Source organism: Streptomyces sp. R818, from assembly GCF_056172735.1.
Window position 1 is genome coordinate 78,981 of record NZ_JAOCNE010000003.1, and the last position, 14,874, is coordinate 93,854.

Below are 14,874 nucleotides of genomic sequence, written 5' to 3' on the forward strand. Positions count from 1 at the left end.
CTCCTTGCGGTTACGGGGTTCGCGGCGACGACGGCATGGCTGTGCTCAGGGACGTACGACCGTGTGGGAGGGGCCGCCGGGGCTGCCGGGGGCCGCTATGACGGTACGTTTCGGCGCGGTCGGCGGGGAAGACCGGACCGTTGCGTCTGTACGTGCGATGCGTTGCGCGCGGCGGAGCCGGAACGGCGATTCGTTGCGCGGAGCCGGACGTGTCCTCAGACGGGTGAGCCCGAGGTGAAGCGGCGCATCAATGGGGAGAGCACGAGCACCGACTTGGTCCGCTCGACGAAGGGCTCCCCCGCGATCCGCTCCAGGACGCGTTCGAAGTGGCGCATGTCGGAGGCGAAGACCTGGACGAGCGCGTCCGCCTCCCCGGTGACGGTGGAGGCGGCGGCGACCTCGGGGTAGCGCTCCAGGCCCCGCCGGATCGCGTCCGGCGAGGTGTTGCTGCGGCAGTAGATCTCGATGAACCCCTCGGTCTCCCAGCCGAGCGCGGCCGGGTCGACCCGCACGGTGAAGCCGGTGATCGCCCCGGTGGCCCGCAGCCGGTCCACGCGCCGCTTCACGGCGGGCGCGGACAGGCCGACGATCTGGCCGATGTCGGCGTAGGAGCGGCGGGCGTCCTCGGCGAGGGCGTGCACGATGCGTTCGTCGAGATCGTTCAGCAAGGCAGGAGGTTCACTTCTGGGGGTGTGCGGGAGCGGCGAGACGGGAGCGGCGCATCCCGTAGCAGAAGTAGAACACGAGGCCGACGGCCATCCAGACACCGAAGACGATCCAGGTGATCGTGGACAAGCTGCCCATCATCCAGAGGCAGAGCGCGAAGCCGACGGCCGGGAAGAGCGGCGAGAGCGGCACCCGGAACGTGCGCTCCATGTCGGGCCGGGTCCGGCGCAGCACGATCACGGCGATGTTGACCAGGGCGAAGGCGAAGAGCGTGCCGATGCTGGTGGCGTCGGCGAGCTGGCCGAGCGGCACGGCGGCGGCGAGCACGCCGCAGAACAGGGAGACGAGGACGGTGTTGACGCGCGGCGCCCCGCTCTTGGCGTGGACCTTGGAGAACACCTTCGGCACGAGCCCGTCGCGGCTCATGGCGAACAGGACGCGGGTCTGCCCGTAGAGCACGGTCAGGACGACGGAGGCGATGGCGATGACGGCGCCCGCGGCGAGCAGCGTCGCCCAGAACGACTGGCCGGTGACGTCCTTCATGATCCCGGCGAGCGCGGCCTCGGAGTCGCTGAACTGCTTCCAGGGCCGGGCCCCGACGGCGACCGCGGCGACGAGGACGTACAGCGCCGTGACGATGATCAGGGAGAGCATGATCGCGCGCGGCAGGTCGCGCTGCGGGTTCTTGGCCTCCTCGCCGGCGGTGGAGGCGGCGTCGAAGCCGATGTAGGAGAAGAAGAGGGTGGCTCCGGCGGCGCTGACGCCCGCCATGCCGAGCGGCATGAAGTGCTCGTAGTTGCCGGACTGGAACCCCTTGAGGCCGATGGCGCAGAAGAGCAGCAGCGACACGATCTTCACGACGACCATGATCGTGTTTGCGCGCGCGGACTCCCTGGCGCCGCCGAGCAGGAACACCATGGCGAGCAGTACCACGATCAGGGCGGGCAGGTTGAAGATGCCGCCGTCGCCGGGCGGCGCCGACAGGACGTCGGGGATGGTGACGCCGATCGTGCCGTCGAGCAGCTCGCTGAGGTACTCGCCCCAGCCGACGGCGACGGCGGCGACGGAGACCCCGTACTCCAGGACCAGGCACCAGCCGCAGACCCAGGCGATCAGCTCGCCCATCGTTGCGTATGCGTACGAGTAGGAGGAGCCCGCGACCGGGATGGAGCCGGCCAGTTCGGCGTAGGAGAGGGCCGAGAAGAGGGCCGTGAGGCCCGCGATCACGAACGACAGCGTGACGGCGGGGCCCGCCTTGGGGACGGCCTCGCCGAGGACGACGAAGATGCCGGTGCCGAGCGTGGCACCGATGCTGATCATGGTCAGCTGCCAGAGCCCGAGCGAGCGCCGCAGGTGACCTCCCTCACCCTGGCCACCCTCCTCGACCAGGCGCTCCACCGGCTTGCGGCGCATCAGACGGGCGCCGAGGCCCGCGTGCGCGGACTCGTCGTGGGGGTTGCGCGGGGGTGCGCCGTGGTCGAGCACGGACTGGCTCCTTCATCGCTGCCGGTTGGGGGCCGGGCAGGGCGAGGGGCGTCTGTTCGGTCACACCGCGAAGGGGGAGGCGCCGAGCAGCGCGTTCCCGCCGTGCCGCGTACAGCGGATGACTCTAGAGGACGCGACTTCCCGGCTGTAATGCAGCAACCTTGCGCGCGGCCGGATGATCGTTGCGCGGATCCCGGTTGCACGGGTGTTCGTTGCGGCGTCCGTTTCGTCTGTTGCGTACGCGGTGTGGTCGGGCTCACACGGGCTCACGTGGCGTGAACACGCACTTCCTGGGTACGCGGTGGGGCCGTCCCGTGCGTCGGCCGCAGGCCGGCCGCCACGGGGCGGCGACGCGTCGGCCCCTGGTCGGCACGGTGAAGATTTGGTGTGTGCATCATGTGTGCGGGGTGCGCAGTCCGTACGGCGAAGATCGAAGAGAACGGTGTGAAGAGGGGCTTGTGAGTACCAGCGAAACCGACATCCGCAAAGTGCTGCTCGCGGCGCTGCGCGATCAGGAGGGGCAGATCGCCGACCGCTGGACGGCGCTCCAGCTGGAGCAGGCGGCCCTCGGCGCGGACCTGCCCGAGAGCGAGCTGCGCGAAGAGGCGCACCTGATCGTCGACGCGCTCACCGAGGCCCTCTCCAGTGACGTCCCCGTCGAGCGGCTCGTGACCTCGCACCACGGTCTGCGGGCGACGGTGACACAGCTCTCCCTGCGCCGGGTCCGGTCCGGCGCCACCCCCACCGACACCGCGCTCGCCCTCCTCTCCCTGAAGGAGGCGCTCCTGGCGGCGGTGCGGCACACCACCCTCGACACGAGCGAGCTGTTCGCGGCGGCCGTCCTGGTGAACCGGATGCTCGACGCCGCGGGCGCCCTCTCCTTCGAGACCTTCGTCGAGGGCCGCGAGGAGATCATCCAGCGCCAGAGCCGGCAGCTGATGGAGCTGTCCACTCCTGTCGTCCAGCTGTGGCGGCACGTGCTCGCCGTGCCGCTGATCGGCACGCTCGACACGGCGCGGACCCAGATCGTCATGGAGTCGCTGCTCCAGGCGATCCAGGACGACGAGGCGAAGATCGCCATCATCGACATCACCGGGGTGCCGACCGTCGACACGGCGGTCGCCCAGCACCTCATGCACACGGTCAACGCGGTCCGGCTGATGGGCGCGGACTGCGTCATCAGCGGGATCCGGCCGCCCATCGCCCAGACCATCGCCCAGTTGGGGATCGATCTGTCCACCATCCTGACCCGCGCGACCCTGGCCGACGCGCTCGCCGACGCGATGCGGCTGGCCGAGCAGCCCGCCGTCGCCCCCGTCCTGACCGGGTCGGCCGCCGAGTGACCACACCACCGGCGCCGCACCCGACGGGCGTCCCCATCCTGCGGCTCGCGGACGTCCTGGTGACGGGGCTCCTCAACGAGCTGGACGACCGCTCCGCGATCGCCTTCACCGAGGAGCTGACCGAGCGGATCGTCGCCGACCGCGCCCGCGGCGTGCTCATCGACATCTCGCGGCTCGAACTGATCGACTCCTTCGTGGCCCGCACCCTGATGGAGCTCACGCACATGGCCCGGCTCCTGGGCGCGCGGGTCATCGTCGCGGGCATGCGCCCCGCCGTCGCGATCACCCTGGTCGAGCTGGGCATCCGGCTGACCGGCGTGGAGACGGCGCTCAACGCCGAGCAGGGACTCGCCGCGCTCGGCTGGCAGCGGACCCCGGAGGGCCCAGGCCGTGACCATGTCCGATGAGCTGGCCCCGCACCCGGTGCGGCACGGCGCGGCGGCCCGGGTGACCGTGCGCCGCGACTACGAGGTGCGCTCCGAGGACGACCTCCTCACGGTCCGGCACGCCGTGCGCGCGGCCACGATCGAGTGCGGCTTCGGCCTGGTCGACCAGACCCGCGTGGTGACCGCGGCGAGCGAACTGGCCCGCAACGCCTACATCCACGGCGGTGGCGGCACCCTGACCGTCGAACTCCTCAAGCGGGGCCCGGCGGACGGCATCCGTCTCGTCATCCAGGACGAGGGCCCCGGCATCCCGGACCTCGGCGCCGCCATGACCGACGGCTGGACCTCGGGCAACGGCCTCGGCCACGGGCTGGGCGGGGCGCGGCGGCTGATGGACGAGTTCCACGTGGAGAGCCGCCCCGGTGCGGGCACGACGGTCTCCGTGGTCCGCTGGACGGTGCGGTGACGGCCTTCGCCGACGTCGCCGTGACCGCACACGTCGTCGTCGACCACCCCAGCGCCGTGCACCACGCGGCGACCCTGACCAAGGACGCCGCGCGGGCGGCCGGTCTCGCCGGGACCACCGTCGAGCGGGCCGCCGTGCTCACCACCGAGCTGGCCGAGAACCTCCTGCGGCACGCCGTGGAGGGCGCGATCTACATCCAGCGCCACGGCGAGCAGGGCGGCCTCGACGTGATCGCCGCCGACCGGGGACCCGGCATCGCCAGCCCCGACCGCGCCATGGCCGACGGCTACAGCACCGCCGGCACCCTCGGCTACGGGATGGGCGCGGCCCAGCGCCTCGCGGACGAGCTGACCCTGCGCACCCTGCCGGGCGTCGGCACGCTGATCTGCGCCCGCTTCCACGCTCCCGGCATCGCTCCCGCGGCATCCGACCTCGGCCTGGTCTGCCTGCCGCTGCGCGGCGAGAAGCTGTGCGGGGACAGCGCGGCCGTGGTCGACGACCCCGCCGGCCGGACCGCGGCCGTCGTGGACGGGCTCGGGCACGGCGCGGAGGCCGCCGGGGCGAGCGCCGAGGCCGTGCGGGTGTTCCGGGAGAACCCCGGCGGCCCCCTGCCCGAGCTGCTCACGACGATGAACCGCGCGCTGCGGGGCAGCCGCGGCGCCGCCGTCTCCCTGCTGCGTCTGCGGCCCGGTACGGTCGAGCACTGCGGGGTCGGCAACGTACGCCTGCTGCTCGTCGGACACGCCGGCATCGCCGCCCGCGACACCGGGCAGCCTGGTGTCGTGGGCTGGAACATGCCAAGGCCGCGAAGCCGTACGCTGCCGATGCCCGAGGACAGCGCGGCGGTCCTGCACAGCGACGGCATCGCGCCGCGCTGGGCGGACTCCGCGCCCCCGTTCCTGCTGGGGCTCCCGCCCCGGCTGCTGGCCGCGGCCCTCGGGCACGGCCACCGCTCGGCGCGGGACGACGCGACCGCCCTGGTCTCCGGGGCGGCAAGGAGGAACACATGACCGACCGGGCAGCCGTGCCCGCCCAGCGCTCGACCCACCGCTCGGCGGCCGATCTGCGGGCCGCCGTGCGGGCGCTGGCGGTGACGTTCCGGCTCTCGGCCGAGCTGCGCACCCGGCTCACCCTCTCGGTGGCCCGCGTCGCCGACCCCGAACTGCGCGCGGGCCGGCCGGTCACCCTGGAGTCGGCGTACGAGCACTCCGCGCACCGGCAGTCCCTGACGGTGCGGCTGCACGCCGCCGCGACACCCTGGGCCGCCGCCGTGGAGACGCTGCCGCTGCCCGGCACCCGCGAGGCGGACACCACGGTGTGGCAGGTGCCGCTGCCGGGCCAGCGCCGCCCGCCGGCCGTGGAGAGCGCCGAGCCCTCCCCCACCGCCCTCCTGGAGGAGGAGCTGCGGGCCGCGGTCGCCCGCGCCGAGGCCCTGGAGGCCGACCGGCGCCGCCTCACCCACGAACTGGACGAGACCAACAGCGGCGTCCTCGCCCTCTACGTCCAGCTGGAGGAGCGCGACGAGCAGCTGCGCCGCGCCCACGGCCAGATGCTGCGCGAACTGGAGGACGCGCTGCGCCCCGGCCCGATGAAGGTGGACGGCCTCGAACTGGCCATCCACTACGCGCCCGCCGAGAGCGACGCGCCGACCGGCGGCGACCTCTACGACTGGTTCCAGCTGCCCGACGGCACCGTGCACATCACGGTCGTCGACGCGCTCGGCCACGGCCTCACCAGTACCAGCAGCGCCCTGAACGTGACGCACGCCGTGCGCACGCTCGCCCTGGAGGGCCACCCCCTGGAGACGATCGTCGCGCGCACCGACGAGATCCTGCTGCCCTACGACCGCGAGCTGATGGCGACGGTCCTGCTCGCCCGCATCGACCCGGCCACGGGCCATCTGGAACTGGCCAACGGCAGCCACCCGCCGCCGCTCCTGGTCTCCGACGACGGCACGGCCCGCTTCCTGGAGGTGCGCGGCCGTGGCGTCGGCTACCCGATGGCCGGCAGCGACCGCCTCTGGCACGAGCAGCTCGCCCCCGGCGACCTGCTCGTCCTCTACACGGACGGTCTGACCGAGAGCCGCCGCGACCCCCACGAGGGCGAGCGCAGGCTCGTCGAGGCCGCCGTCCGCCACCGCCACCGGCCCACCGAGGACATCCCCGGCGCCCTCGCCGAGGACATGCACACCGTGATCCTGCACCCCGACGACACACTCGCCCTGACCGTACGGAGGAGCCGATGACGCACGCGGCACCCGAGTCCATACCCGACGGGCCGCGCCCGGCGCGGGCCCGTACCGTGACAGCCGGTCCCGACGGGCCCGTCATCACCCTCTGCGGCGACCTCGACTACGAGACGGCGCCGGACCTGCTCGCGGCGGTGACGGCGCTCGCCGCGGAGCCCGGCACCACCGTCACCCTCGACCTGTCGGCCGTGCAGTTCTTCGACTCCGGCGGCATCAACGTGCTGCTGCGCGCCCGCGGCCACCTCCAGGAGCGCGGCGCCGCGCTCGCGATCAGCCGCGTCTCCCCCGCCGTGGAGCGGATCTTCCGCATCACGGGCCTCGACACCGTCCTGCCGCCCTCAGGGGGCGGGGACCATGAAGATCCGGCGGCGGGGTAGCTGTCGACTATGGAGATCGTGGTGGACGGTCCCGTCACGGGGACACAGGCCCGGGGCGCCGCTGCCCGGTTCCTCGCCGAGCACTGCACGTGGGCCGATGCCGACGCGGTGCTGCTCGTCGTCTCGGAGCTGGTCACCAACGCGTCCCGGCACACCGGCGCCCTCTCCCGCCTGCATCTGCGGGTGGACGACGGCGGGCTCGCGGTGACGGTGGAGGACGGCGACCCGCGGCCGCCGGTGCCGCGCGCCCCCGACATGGGCGGCGGCGGCGGATTCGGCTGGCACATGGTGGAGCGGCTCGCCGAGAGCCTCGCGGTGCTCCCGGCGCCCGGCGGCAAACGCATCGAGGCGGCCTGGTCGATGCCGTCGGCGCCGGCCGTCTGACCGGAACCGCCCCGCGCCGCCTCTCAGCACATGCAGGACATCAGCTCCAGCTGGCGTGCAGCGGCTTGCCCTCGGCGTAACCGGCGGCGGACTGGATCCCGACCACCGCCCGCTCCTCGAACTCGGCGAGCGAGTTGGCGCCCGCGTAGGTGCAGGACGAGCGGACGCCCGCGATGATCGAGTCGATCAGGTCCTCGACGCCCGGACGCTGCGGGTCCAGGAACATCCGGGAGGTGGAGATGCCCTCCTCGAACAGCGCCTTGCGGGCACGGTCGTACGCGGACTCGTCCGAGGTGCGGTTCTTCACGGCGCGGGCGGACGCCATGCCGAAGGACTCCTTGTAGGCGCGGCCCTGCGCGTCGTGCTGGAGGTCGCCCGGGGACTCGTAGGTCCCGGCGAACCAGGAGCCGATCATCACGTTGGAGGCGCCCGCGGCGAGCGCCATGGCGACGTCGCGCGGGTGGCGGACACCGCCGTCGGCCCAGACGTGCTTGCCGTACTTCCTCGCCTCGGCGGCGCACTCCAGGACGGCGGAGAACTGCGGGCGGCCGACGCCGGTCATCATGCGCGTGGTGCACATGGCGCCGGGTCCGACACCGACCTTGATGATGTCGGCGCCGGCCTCGATCAGGTCCTTGACGCCCTCGGCGGCGACGATGTTGCCCGCCACGATCGGCACCTGCGGGTCGAGCGCGCGCACCGTCCTGATGGCGCTGATCATCGACTCCTGGTGGCCGTGGGCGGTGTCGATGACGAGCGTGTCGACGCCCGCGTCGAGGAGCTGCTTGGCCTTGCCCGCCACGTCGCCGTTGATGCCGACGGCGGCGGCGATGCGCAGCTTGCCGTCCGCGTCGGTGGCCGGGGTGTAGAGCGTGGCGCGCAGGGCGCCGGTGCGGGTCAGGATGCCGGCGAGCTTGCCGTCCTTGCCGACCGCGGGGGCGTAGCGGCGGTTGGCGCCGTCCAGCTTGTTGAAGGCGTCGCGCGGGTCGATGTCCGCGTCGAGCAGCAGCAGGTCACGGGACATGACCTCGGAGAGCTGGGTGAAACGGTCGACGCCGGTCAGGTCCTCGTCGGTGACGACGCCGACGGGGCGCAGCTCGTCGTCGACGACGACGCCCGCGTTGTGCGCGCGCTTGGGAAGGAGCGCGAGGGCGTCGGCGACCGTCTGGCCGGGCGAGAGGATGATCGGGGTGTCGAGGACCAGGTGGCGGGTCTTGACCCAGGAGATGACCTCGGTGACGACCTCGATCGGGATGTCCTGCGGAATGACGACGAGGCCGCCGCGGCGGGCGAGGGTCTCGGCCATGCGGCGCCCGGCGATCGCGGTCATGTTGGCGACGACCAGCGGGATCGTGGTGCCCGTGCCGTCCGGCGAGGAGAGGTCCACGGCCTGGCGGGAGCCGACGGCGCTCCGGCTCGGCACCATGAAGACGTCGTCGTACGTCAGGTCGTACGCGGGCTTGATGTCATTGAGGAAACGCACGTGCGGACATCCCAGTCGGTAGAAGGGGTCCCCGGGAGGAACCCTCCGGGGCACAAAGCACGTACTTCATTTTCCCACGGGCGCCGCGAAGCCGTCTCCGGGCCGAACCTCCCAAGGTCGGAGGCCCGGCTCGGACAATCATCCAAGAGCGACGATCATTGCAGGCGCAGCTCGACGGTGTCCGCCTCGCCGAGCACCGCGCGGGCCGTCGCCCACTCCCCGGGGCACCGTTCGGCGAACGCCGCCCAGCCGGTCACGACGAGCACGAGCTCGCGCTCGCGCAGCACGTCGGCCAGCGCGTCCCAGTTCCGCCCGAACCAGTCCGGCAGGGCGAGCGCGGTGGCGCAGCGCTCCATGAACGCGGCCTTGTCCCCGGCCCCGTCGAGGTCGAGGACGACCGTGTCAGTCATCCGGGTCCGTGCGCTGGAGCGCGGGGCGCGGCGTGGATCCGGCGGCGAGCAGGAAGTCGGCCGCGGCGGTGTCGGTGACCAGGCTGGTGACGAGGCCCGAGCGGAGCACGGCGTCGATGGCGGCGGCCTTGCGCTGGCCGCCCGCGATGGCGACGACCTCCGGTATCCGCCGCAGCCGGTCCGCCTCGACCGTGATGCACCGCTCGCCGAGGTCGCGGCCGACGCGGCGGCCCTGGGCGTCGAAGAGGTGCGCGGACATCTCGGCGGCGACGCCGAGGGACGCGTAGTGGGCGCGCTCCTCGTCGCTGAGCATGTCGTGCACGGTCGAGATGCCGGGCTCCCAGGAGCCGATCGACACACAGGCCACGGTGACCTTGTCGAAGTACTCGAAGGCGCGGGCGATCCCGGTCTGGTTGCGCAGCGCGGTCGCGGTGGCGGCGTCGGGGAGCAGCATCGGCGCGTAGATGGGGTGCGCGTCGCCGCCGGAGACCTGGGCCGCGCGGCGCACGGCCTCCACCGAGCCGCGCTCGGCCGTCCCGGCGTCGTACACGCCGGTGAGCTGCACGACGGTGCACGGCGGGAGCCGGTCGAGGGCGGCGGCCATGTGGATGGTCGAGCGGCCCCAGGCGAGCCCGAGGACATCGCCCTCGGTCACCAGTTCGCCCAGCAGATCCGCGGCGACCTCGCCGAGGTTCTCCGGGTCGGGCGACTCCTCGGCCTCAGCGGGCGACTCGACGACGACCGCGTGCCGCAGGCCGTAGCGGGCGCGCAGCGCGTCGGAGCGCTCGGCGTCCAGCTCGGCCGGGACCCGGATCTCGATGCGTACGAGATCCCGCTCCAGGGCCGTCTCCAGGACCCGGGCCACCTTGAAGCGGCTGACGCCGAACTCCTCGGCGATCTGGATCTTGGACTTGCCCTCTAGGTAGAAGCGACGGGCCATGGCCGCCGCCTGCACCAGCTCCGCGGGCCCCATCCGCAGGGCTGACCGACCTGCCGATGATGCGGACACGGCGATCTCCTCACTGCTCTTCTGCTCTTCTGCACGACTCACTGCGTTCACAACCTGGATACGCGGCTCATCCTTGCAGATCCTTCGGGCTTGATCAGCCCTGATGACGGGCGTTCACGTATCCGTGGCTCAGTGGTCGCATGCCCAGGGCGCGGACGCCATGGCGCTCTGCGCCTGGGTGCGCAGTGCACGTACCGCTTCGGCCGGGTCGTCGGCGCCGTACACGGCCGAACCGGCGACGAAGACGTCCGCCCCGGCCTCGGCGCACCGCTCGATCGTCTTGGCGGAGACGCCGCCGTCGACCTGGAGCCACAGTTCGAGGCCGTGCCGGTCGATGAGCTGCCGGGTCCTGCGGATCTTGGGCAGCATGATGTCGAGGAACGCCTGGCCACCGAAGCCCGGCTCGACCGTCATGATCAGCAGCATGTCGAGCTCGGGGAGCAGGTCCTCGTACGGCTCGATCGGCGTCGCGGGCTTCAGCGCCATGGAGGCGCGGGCGCCCTTGGCGCGGATCTCGCGCGCGAGGCGCACCGGGGCCCCGGCCGCCTCCGCGTGGAAGGTGACGGAACCCGCACCCGCTTCGACGTACTGCGGAGCCCACTGATCGGGGTTCTCGATCATCAGATGGCAGTCCAGCGGGGTGTCCGTCGCCCGCGCCAGCGACTCTACGACCGGCACCCCGAGCGTGAGGTTGGGGACGAAGTGGTTGTCCATGACATCGACATGGAGCCAGTCGGCGCCTTCGACGGCCTTTGCCTCGTCGGCGAGGCGCGCGAAGTCCGCGGACAGGATGCTGGGGTTGATCTGAGCCATGCCCCCACCCTGCCATGGACCGGACCCCGTATCCGCCTCGGTCTGGACCAGTGCGCCGAACCGATGCCGAGCCGTGCCCTCCCGTGCCCTCCCGTGCCATGGTTGGTCGACCACGAAGGGCGAACTGGAGCACCGCGCACGACGCAGCGGGGGGCGCGCCATGGCGGACGTACAGACCGATGCCCGGACCACGAAGCCCGTGCCACGGCGCGGAGTCGCCTGGCTGGTGTGCGGGCGGCGCAGCAAATGGGTCGTGGTCGTGCTGTGGCTGGTGGTGCTTGTCGGGGTGGCGCCGCTGGCCCAGAAGCTCACCGACGCGCAGGACAACGACGCCCAGTCCTGGCTGCCCGGCTCGGCCGAGTCGACCCAGGTGCTCGACCTCTCCAAGGACTTCCGCCCGGAGACCATCCCCGCGATCGTCATCTACGCGCGCGAGGGCGGCCTCACCGTGGCGGACCGGGCCCGTATCGCGGCCGACGCCCGGCAGATCCGGCAGCTCGACGACCACGGCCTGCGCGGCGCGCAGACCGTCGGGCCCGTCCTCGACAAACCGCTGCGGCCGTCGGCGGCGCAGATCGCCGTGCCGATCACGATGGACGAGAAGGGCTGGGAGCGGATCGGGCCCGCCGTCGACTCCATCCGTGACCGGACGGGCCGGTCGGCCGACGGCCTCACCGTCCACATCACCGGCCCCGGCGGCACCTCGGCGGACTTCTCGAAGGCCTTCGAGGGCATCGACTCGACGCTGCTGCTCTCCGCGCTCGGCATCGTCATCGTGATCCTGCTCTTCACCTACCGCAGCCCCACGTTGCTGCTCGTGCCGGTGGTGAGCGTGGTGGCGGCCCTGTTCACCGCGCAGGCGCTGATCTATCTGCTCGCCACGCACGCCGGGCTGACCGTGAACGGACAGAGCGCGGGCATCCTCACCGTCCTCGTGTTCGGCGCGGGGACGGACTACGCGCTGCTCCTGGTCGCCCGCTACCGGGAAGAACTGCGCCGCCACGAGGACCGGCACGAGGCGATGGCGCTCGCCCTGCACCGGGCGGGCCCGGCCGTCCTCGCCTCCGGCGCCACCGTCGTGTGCAGCATGCTGGTGCTGCTCACCGCCGACATGAACTCCACGCGCGGCCTCGGCCCGGTCGCCGCGATCGGCGTCGCCATCGGCCTCCTCGCCATGCTGACGCTGTTCCCCGCCCTGCTCGTCGTCTTCGGACGCTGGCTGTTCTGGCCGGTGATCCCGCACCTGGGCTCCGCGGAACCCACCGAGCGCGGCGTCTGGTCGCGGATCGGCCGCCGCATCGCGCACCGCCCGCGCGTGGTGTGGACGGCGACGGCGATCGCCCTGGCCGTCCTCTCCCTCGGCCTGCTGCAACTGCGGGCCGAGGGGATCAGCAACGCCGACTCGTTCACCGGCGAGCCGGACTCGATCAAGGGCCAGAAGGTCTCGGAGAAGTACTTCCCGGCCGGCGCCGGCGATCCGCTCGTCGTCGTCGCGAACAGCGAGCAGAACGCGCGGGTGCGGCTCGCCGTCGCCCGTACGGACGGCGTCGTCGCGCGCAGCATCACCGTGCCGCCGAACACCGCGCGCGAGCACGACGGCCGCGTCCTGTTCGAGGCGACGACCACGGCACCGTCCGACAGCCAGGCGGCCCGGGACACCGTGCAGCGGGTGCGCGACGCGGTCCACGGCGTACCGGACGCCGACGCCAAGGTGGGCGGCGGCTCCGCGACCCTGCTCGACATGGACCGCGCGACCGCCCACGACAACAAGCTCGTGATCCCGCTGGTCCTGGTGGTCGTGCTGCTGATCCTCGGGCTGCTGCTGCGCGCGGTGGTCGCGCCGCTGCTCCTGATCGGGACGGTCGTCCTGTCGTTCGCCGCGGCGCTCGGCGTGAGTGCGCTCGCCTTCCGCCACCTGTTCGACTACGCGGGCGAGTCGACGGACTTCCCGCTGTTCGTCTTCGTGTTCCTGGTGGCGCTCGGCATCGACTACAACATCTTCCTGACCACCCGCATCCGCGAGGAGGCCGCCCGCCAGGGCACCCGGCCCGGCGTCGTCACCGGCCTCTCCGCGACCGGCGCGGTGATCACCTCGGCGGGCCTGGTCCTGGCCGGCACGTTCCTCGCCCTCGGCACGCTGCCGATGGTCGCCTTCGCCGAGATCGGCTTCGCGGTCGCCCTCGGCGTCCTCCTGGACACCTTCATCGTGCGCTCGGTCCTGGTGACGGCGCTGTTCCTGGACGTGGGGCCCCGCGTGTGGTGGCCCGGCGCGCTGGCAAGGACGTCGGCAACCTCAGGGACCTCAGGCGGTGCGGCGGATCAGCGCTAGGTACATCGCGTCGGTGCCGTGCAGGTGCGGCCACAGCTGGACGTCGGGGCCGTCGCCGACGGCCGGTACGCCGTCGAGCAGGGGCCGCGCGTCGATGAGTTCGGTCCCGCCGACGGACTTGAGCACGTCGTCGACGACGGCCCGCGTCTCCGCCATGTGCGGCGAACAGGTCGCGTAGCCGACGACACCGCCGACCCGCACCGACTCCAGCGCCATGCGCAGCAGGGAGCGCTGGAGCGGCGCGAAGCCCTCCAGGTCCTGCGGGCGGCGCCGCCAGCGCGCCTCGGGCCGCCGCCGCAGGGCGCCGAGCCCCGTGCAGGGCACGTCCACCAGGACCCGGTCGAAGGTGCCGGGCCCCCACGGCGGCCTCGTACCGTCCGCGGCGATCACCTGGTACGGGCCCGGGTTCCCGGCCAGCGCCTTCGCGACGAGCCCCGCGCGGTGCGGCTGCTTCTCCGCGGCGAGCAGCGTCGCCCCGCGCTCGGCGGCGAGCCCGGCGAGCATCGCGGCCTTGCCGCCGGGCCCCGCGCAGCCGTCCAGCCACTTCTCGTCCCGGCCCTCCACGGGGGCGTTCGCGAGTGCGAGTGCGACGAGCTGACTGCCCTCGTCCTGCACCCCGGCCCGGCCGGACCGCACGACGTCGAGCGCGCCCGGCTCCCCGCCCTCGGTCAGCCGCACGGCGTACGGGGACCAGCGGCCGGGAAGCCCGGACTCCTCGCCCACCTCGTCGAGGACGGCGTCGGCGGTGATCCGTCCGGGGCGCGCCACGAGCGTCACCTCGGGCCGCTCGTTGTCCGCCTCCAGGAGGTCCTCGATCCCGGCGCGACCGCCGCCGAGCGAGTCCCACAGCGCGGAGACGATCCATCGCGGATGCGAATGCACCACGGAAAGGTGTTCCTCGGGATCCTCGTCGTAGGGCGGCGCGACCTTCTCCAGCCAGGTGTCGAGATCGTGCTGCGAGACCTTGCGCAGCACGGCGTTGACGAACTTGGCGCGGCCGTCGCCGAGCACGACGCGGGCCAGCTCCACGGAGGCGGAGACCGCCGCGTGGGTGGGGATGCGCGTGCCGAGCAACTGGTGCACGCCCATGTTCAGGACGTCGAGCACCGGCGGGTCGACCTCGCGCAGCGGCCGGTCGATGCAGGCCGCCACGATCGCGTCGTACGTGCCCTGGCGGCGCAGCGTCCCGTACACCAGCTCGGTGGCGAGCGCGGCGTCCCGGCCGTCGAACTTCCCGGGCCCCTCCTTCTCGCGGGCCTTGCGCAGCAGCGGCGGCAGCACGAGGTTCGCGTAGGCGTCCCGCTCGTCGACCGCGCGCAGCGCCTCGAACGCGAGAATGCGCACGGGGTCCTTCTGCGGACGGCGGTGCGGCTTGCCGGGCTTACCGGACCTGCCCGGCTTCTGGGGACGGCGGTTCGACGGGGTCGGCTGGTCGCTCAAAAGTGCTCCGCTGGTGGGGTCGTACAAGGAGTACG

General features: G+C 72.8%; 15 protein-coding genes. 8 read left to right on the forward strand and 7 right to left on the reverse strand.

The window, feature by feature from the left end; all coding sequences use genetic code 11:
• Positions 1–215 precede the first annotated feature (215 nt).
• Both N5I75_RS05440 and N5I75_RS05445 read right to left on the reverse strand, forming a co-directional pair.
• Complete coding sequence (locus tag N5I75_RS05440) at positions 216–668, reverse strand: Lrp/AsnC family transcriptional regulator (RefSeq protein ID WP_361079730.1); 453 nt, start codon at positions 666–668, stop codon at positions 216–218.
• A gap of 10 nt (positions 669–678) precedes the next feature.
• Positions 679–2,151 (reverse strand): amino acid permease, encoded by a 1,473-nt coding sequence (locus N5I75_RS05445; RefSeq protein ID WP_476674875.1) that lies wholly within the window; start codon positions 2,149–2,151, stop codon positions 679–681.
• Between the two features lie 458 nt (positions 2,152–2,609).
• Here N5I75_RS05445 and N5I75_RS05450 point away from each other — a divergent pair, with 458 nt between their 5' ends.
• The 7 genes from N5I75_RS05450 to N5I75_RS05480 are packed head-to-tail and all read left to right on the forward strand — an operon-like array spanning position 2,610 to position 7,355.
• On the forward strand, positions 2,610–3,494 hold the full coding sequence (locus N5I75_RS05450; protein WP_476674877.1) for an STAS domain-containing protein: 885 nt from the start codon (positions 2,610–2,612) through the stop codon (positions 3,492–3,494).
• On the forward strand, positions 3,491–3,901 hold the full coding sequence (locus N5I75_RS05455; RefSeq protein ID WP_476674879.1) for an STAS domain-containing protein: 411 nt from the start codon (positions 3,491–3,493) through the stop codon (positions 3,899–3,901). The genes N5I75_RS05450 and N5I75_RS05455 overlap by 4 nt, the downstream gene beginning before the upstream one ends.
• Positions 3,891–4,346: an ATP-binding protein gene (locus N5I75_RS05460; protein WP_476676925.1), complete on the forward strand. Its 456-nt coding sequence runs from the start codon at positions 3,891–3,893 to the stop codon at positions 4,344–4,346. Before N5I75_RS05455 ends, N5I75_RS05460 begins: the two co-directional genes overlap by 11 nt.
• Positions 4,343–5,356: a SpoIIE family protein phosphatase gene (locus N5I75_RS05465; protein ID WP_476674881.1), complete on the forward strand. Its 1,014-nt coding sequence runs from the start codon at positions 4,343–4,345 to the stop codon at positions 5,354–5,356. Before N5I75_RS05460 ends, N5I75_RS05465 begins: the two co-directional genes overlap by 4 nt.
• The gene (locus N5I75_RS05470; RefSeq protein WP_476674882.1) at positions 5,353–6,591 is read left to right on the forward strand and encodes a PP2C family protein-serine/threonine phosphatase; all 1,239 of its coding nucleotides are present in this window, start codon (positions 5,353–5,355) and stop codon (positions 6,589–6,591) included. Before N5I75_RS05465 ends, N5I75_RS05470 begins: the two co-directional genes overlap by 4 nt.
• On the forward strand, positions 6,588–6,971 hold the full coding sequence (locus tag N5I75_RS05475; protein WP_476674884.1) for an STAS domain-containing protein: 384 nt from the start codon (positions 6,588–6,590) through the stop codon (positions 6,969–6,971). The genes N5I75_RS05470 and N5I75_RS05475 overlap by 4 nt, the downstream gene beginning before the upstream one ends.
• 9 nt (positions 6,972–6,980) lie before the next feature.
• Complete coding sequence (locus N5I75_RS05480) at positions 6,981–7,355, forward strand: ATP-binding protein (RefSeq protein WP_476674886.1); 375 nt, start codon at positions 6,981–6,983, stop codon at positions 7,353–7,355.
• A gap of 40 nt (positions 7,356–7,395) precedes the next feature.
• Here N5I75_RS05480 and N5I75_RS05485 read toward each other — a convergent pair whose 3' ends face one another.
• From N5I75_RS05485 to rpe, 4 genes are all read right to left on the reverse strand, one after another.
• Entirely contained in the window at positions 7,396–8,838 is a 1,443-nt protein-coding gene (locus N5I75_RS05485; protein WP_476674888.1) for a GuaB1 family IMP dehydrogenase-related protein, read from the reverse strand.
• Between the two features lie 155 nt (positions 8,839–8,993).
• Positions 8,994–9,248 carry a barstar family protein gene (locus N5I75_RS05490; protein ID WP_476674890.1) on the reverse strand — a complete coding sequence of 85 codons (255 nt, stop codon included), beginning with the start codon at positions 9,246–9,248 and terminating at the stop codon, positions 8,994–8,996.
• Complete coding sequence (locus N5I75_RS05495; protein ID WP_394438460.1) at positions 9,241–10,221, reverse strand: sugar-binding transcriptional regulator; 981 nt, start codon at positions 10,219–10,221, stop codon at positions 9,241–9,243. The genes N5I75_RS05490 and N5I75_RS05495 overlap by 8 nt, the downstream gene beginning before the upstream one ends.
• Before the next feature lie 165 nt (positions 10,222–10,386).
• On the reverse strand, positions 10,387–11,070 hold the full coding sequence (gene rpe / locus N5I75_RS05500; RefSeq protein ID WP_476674892.1) for a ribulose-phosphate 3-epimerase: 684 nt from the start codon (positions 11,068–11,070) through the stop codon (positions 10,387–10,389).
• A 160-nt stretch (positions 11,071–11,230) separates the two neighbouring features.
• Here rpe and N5I75_RS05505 point away from each other — a divergent pair, with 160 nt between their 5' ends.
• Positions 11,231–13,399, forward strand: a complete 2,169-nt coding sequence (locus tag N5I75_RS05505) for an MMPL family transporter (protein WP_476674894.1) — start codon at positions 11,231–11,233, stop codon at positions 13,397–13,399.
• Here N5I75_RS05505 and N5I75_RS05510 read toward each other — a convergent pair.
• Entirely contained in the window at positions 13,373–14,839 is a 1,467-nt protein-coding gene (locus tag N5I75_RS05510; protein ID WP_476674896.1) for an RsmB/NOP family class I SAM-dependent RNA methyltransferase, read from the reverse strand. The genes N5I75_RS05505 and N5I75_RS05510 overlap by 27 nt on opposite strands.
• Positions 14,840–14,874: the final 35 nt, after the last annotated feature.

Excerpts from the sequence above, each read along its gene's own strand:
- N5I75_RS05460 (WP_476676925.1), top strand. The coding sequence starts at position 3,891 with ATGTCCGATGAGCTGGCCCCGCACCCGGTGCGGCACGGCGCGGCGGCC.
- N5I75_RS05470 (WP_476674882.1), top strand. The coding sequence starts at position 5,353 with ATGACCGACCGGGCAGCCGTGCCCGCCCAGCGCTCGACCCACCGCTCG.
- N5I75_RS05475 (WP_476674884.1), top strand. The coding sequence starts at position 6,588 with ATGACGCACGCGGCACCCGAGTCCATACCCGACGGGCCGCGCCCGGCG.
- N5I75_RS05480 (WP_476674886.1), top strand. The coding sequence starts at position 6,981 with ATGGAGATCGTGGTGGACGGTCCCGTCACGGGGACACAGGCCCGGGGC.
- N5I75_RS05490 (WP_476674890.1), bottom strand. The coding sequence starts at position 9,248 with ATGACTGACACGGTCGTCCTCGACCTCGACGGGGCCGGGGACAAGGCC.
- N5I75_RS05495 (WP_394438460.1), bottom strand. The coding sequence starts at position 10,221 with ATGGGGCCCGCGGAGCTGGTGCAGGCGGCGGCCATGGCCCGTCGCTTC.
- rpe (WP_476674892.1), bottom strand. The coding sequence starts at position 11,070 with ATGGCTCAGATCAACCCCAGCATCCTGTCCGCGGACTTCGCGCGCCTC.
- N5I75_RS05505 (WP_476674894.1), top strand. The coding sequence starts at position 11,231 with ATGGCGGACGTACAGACCGATGCCCGGACCACGAAGCCCGTGCCACGG.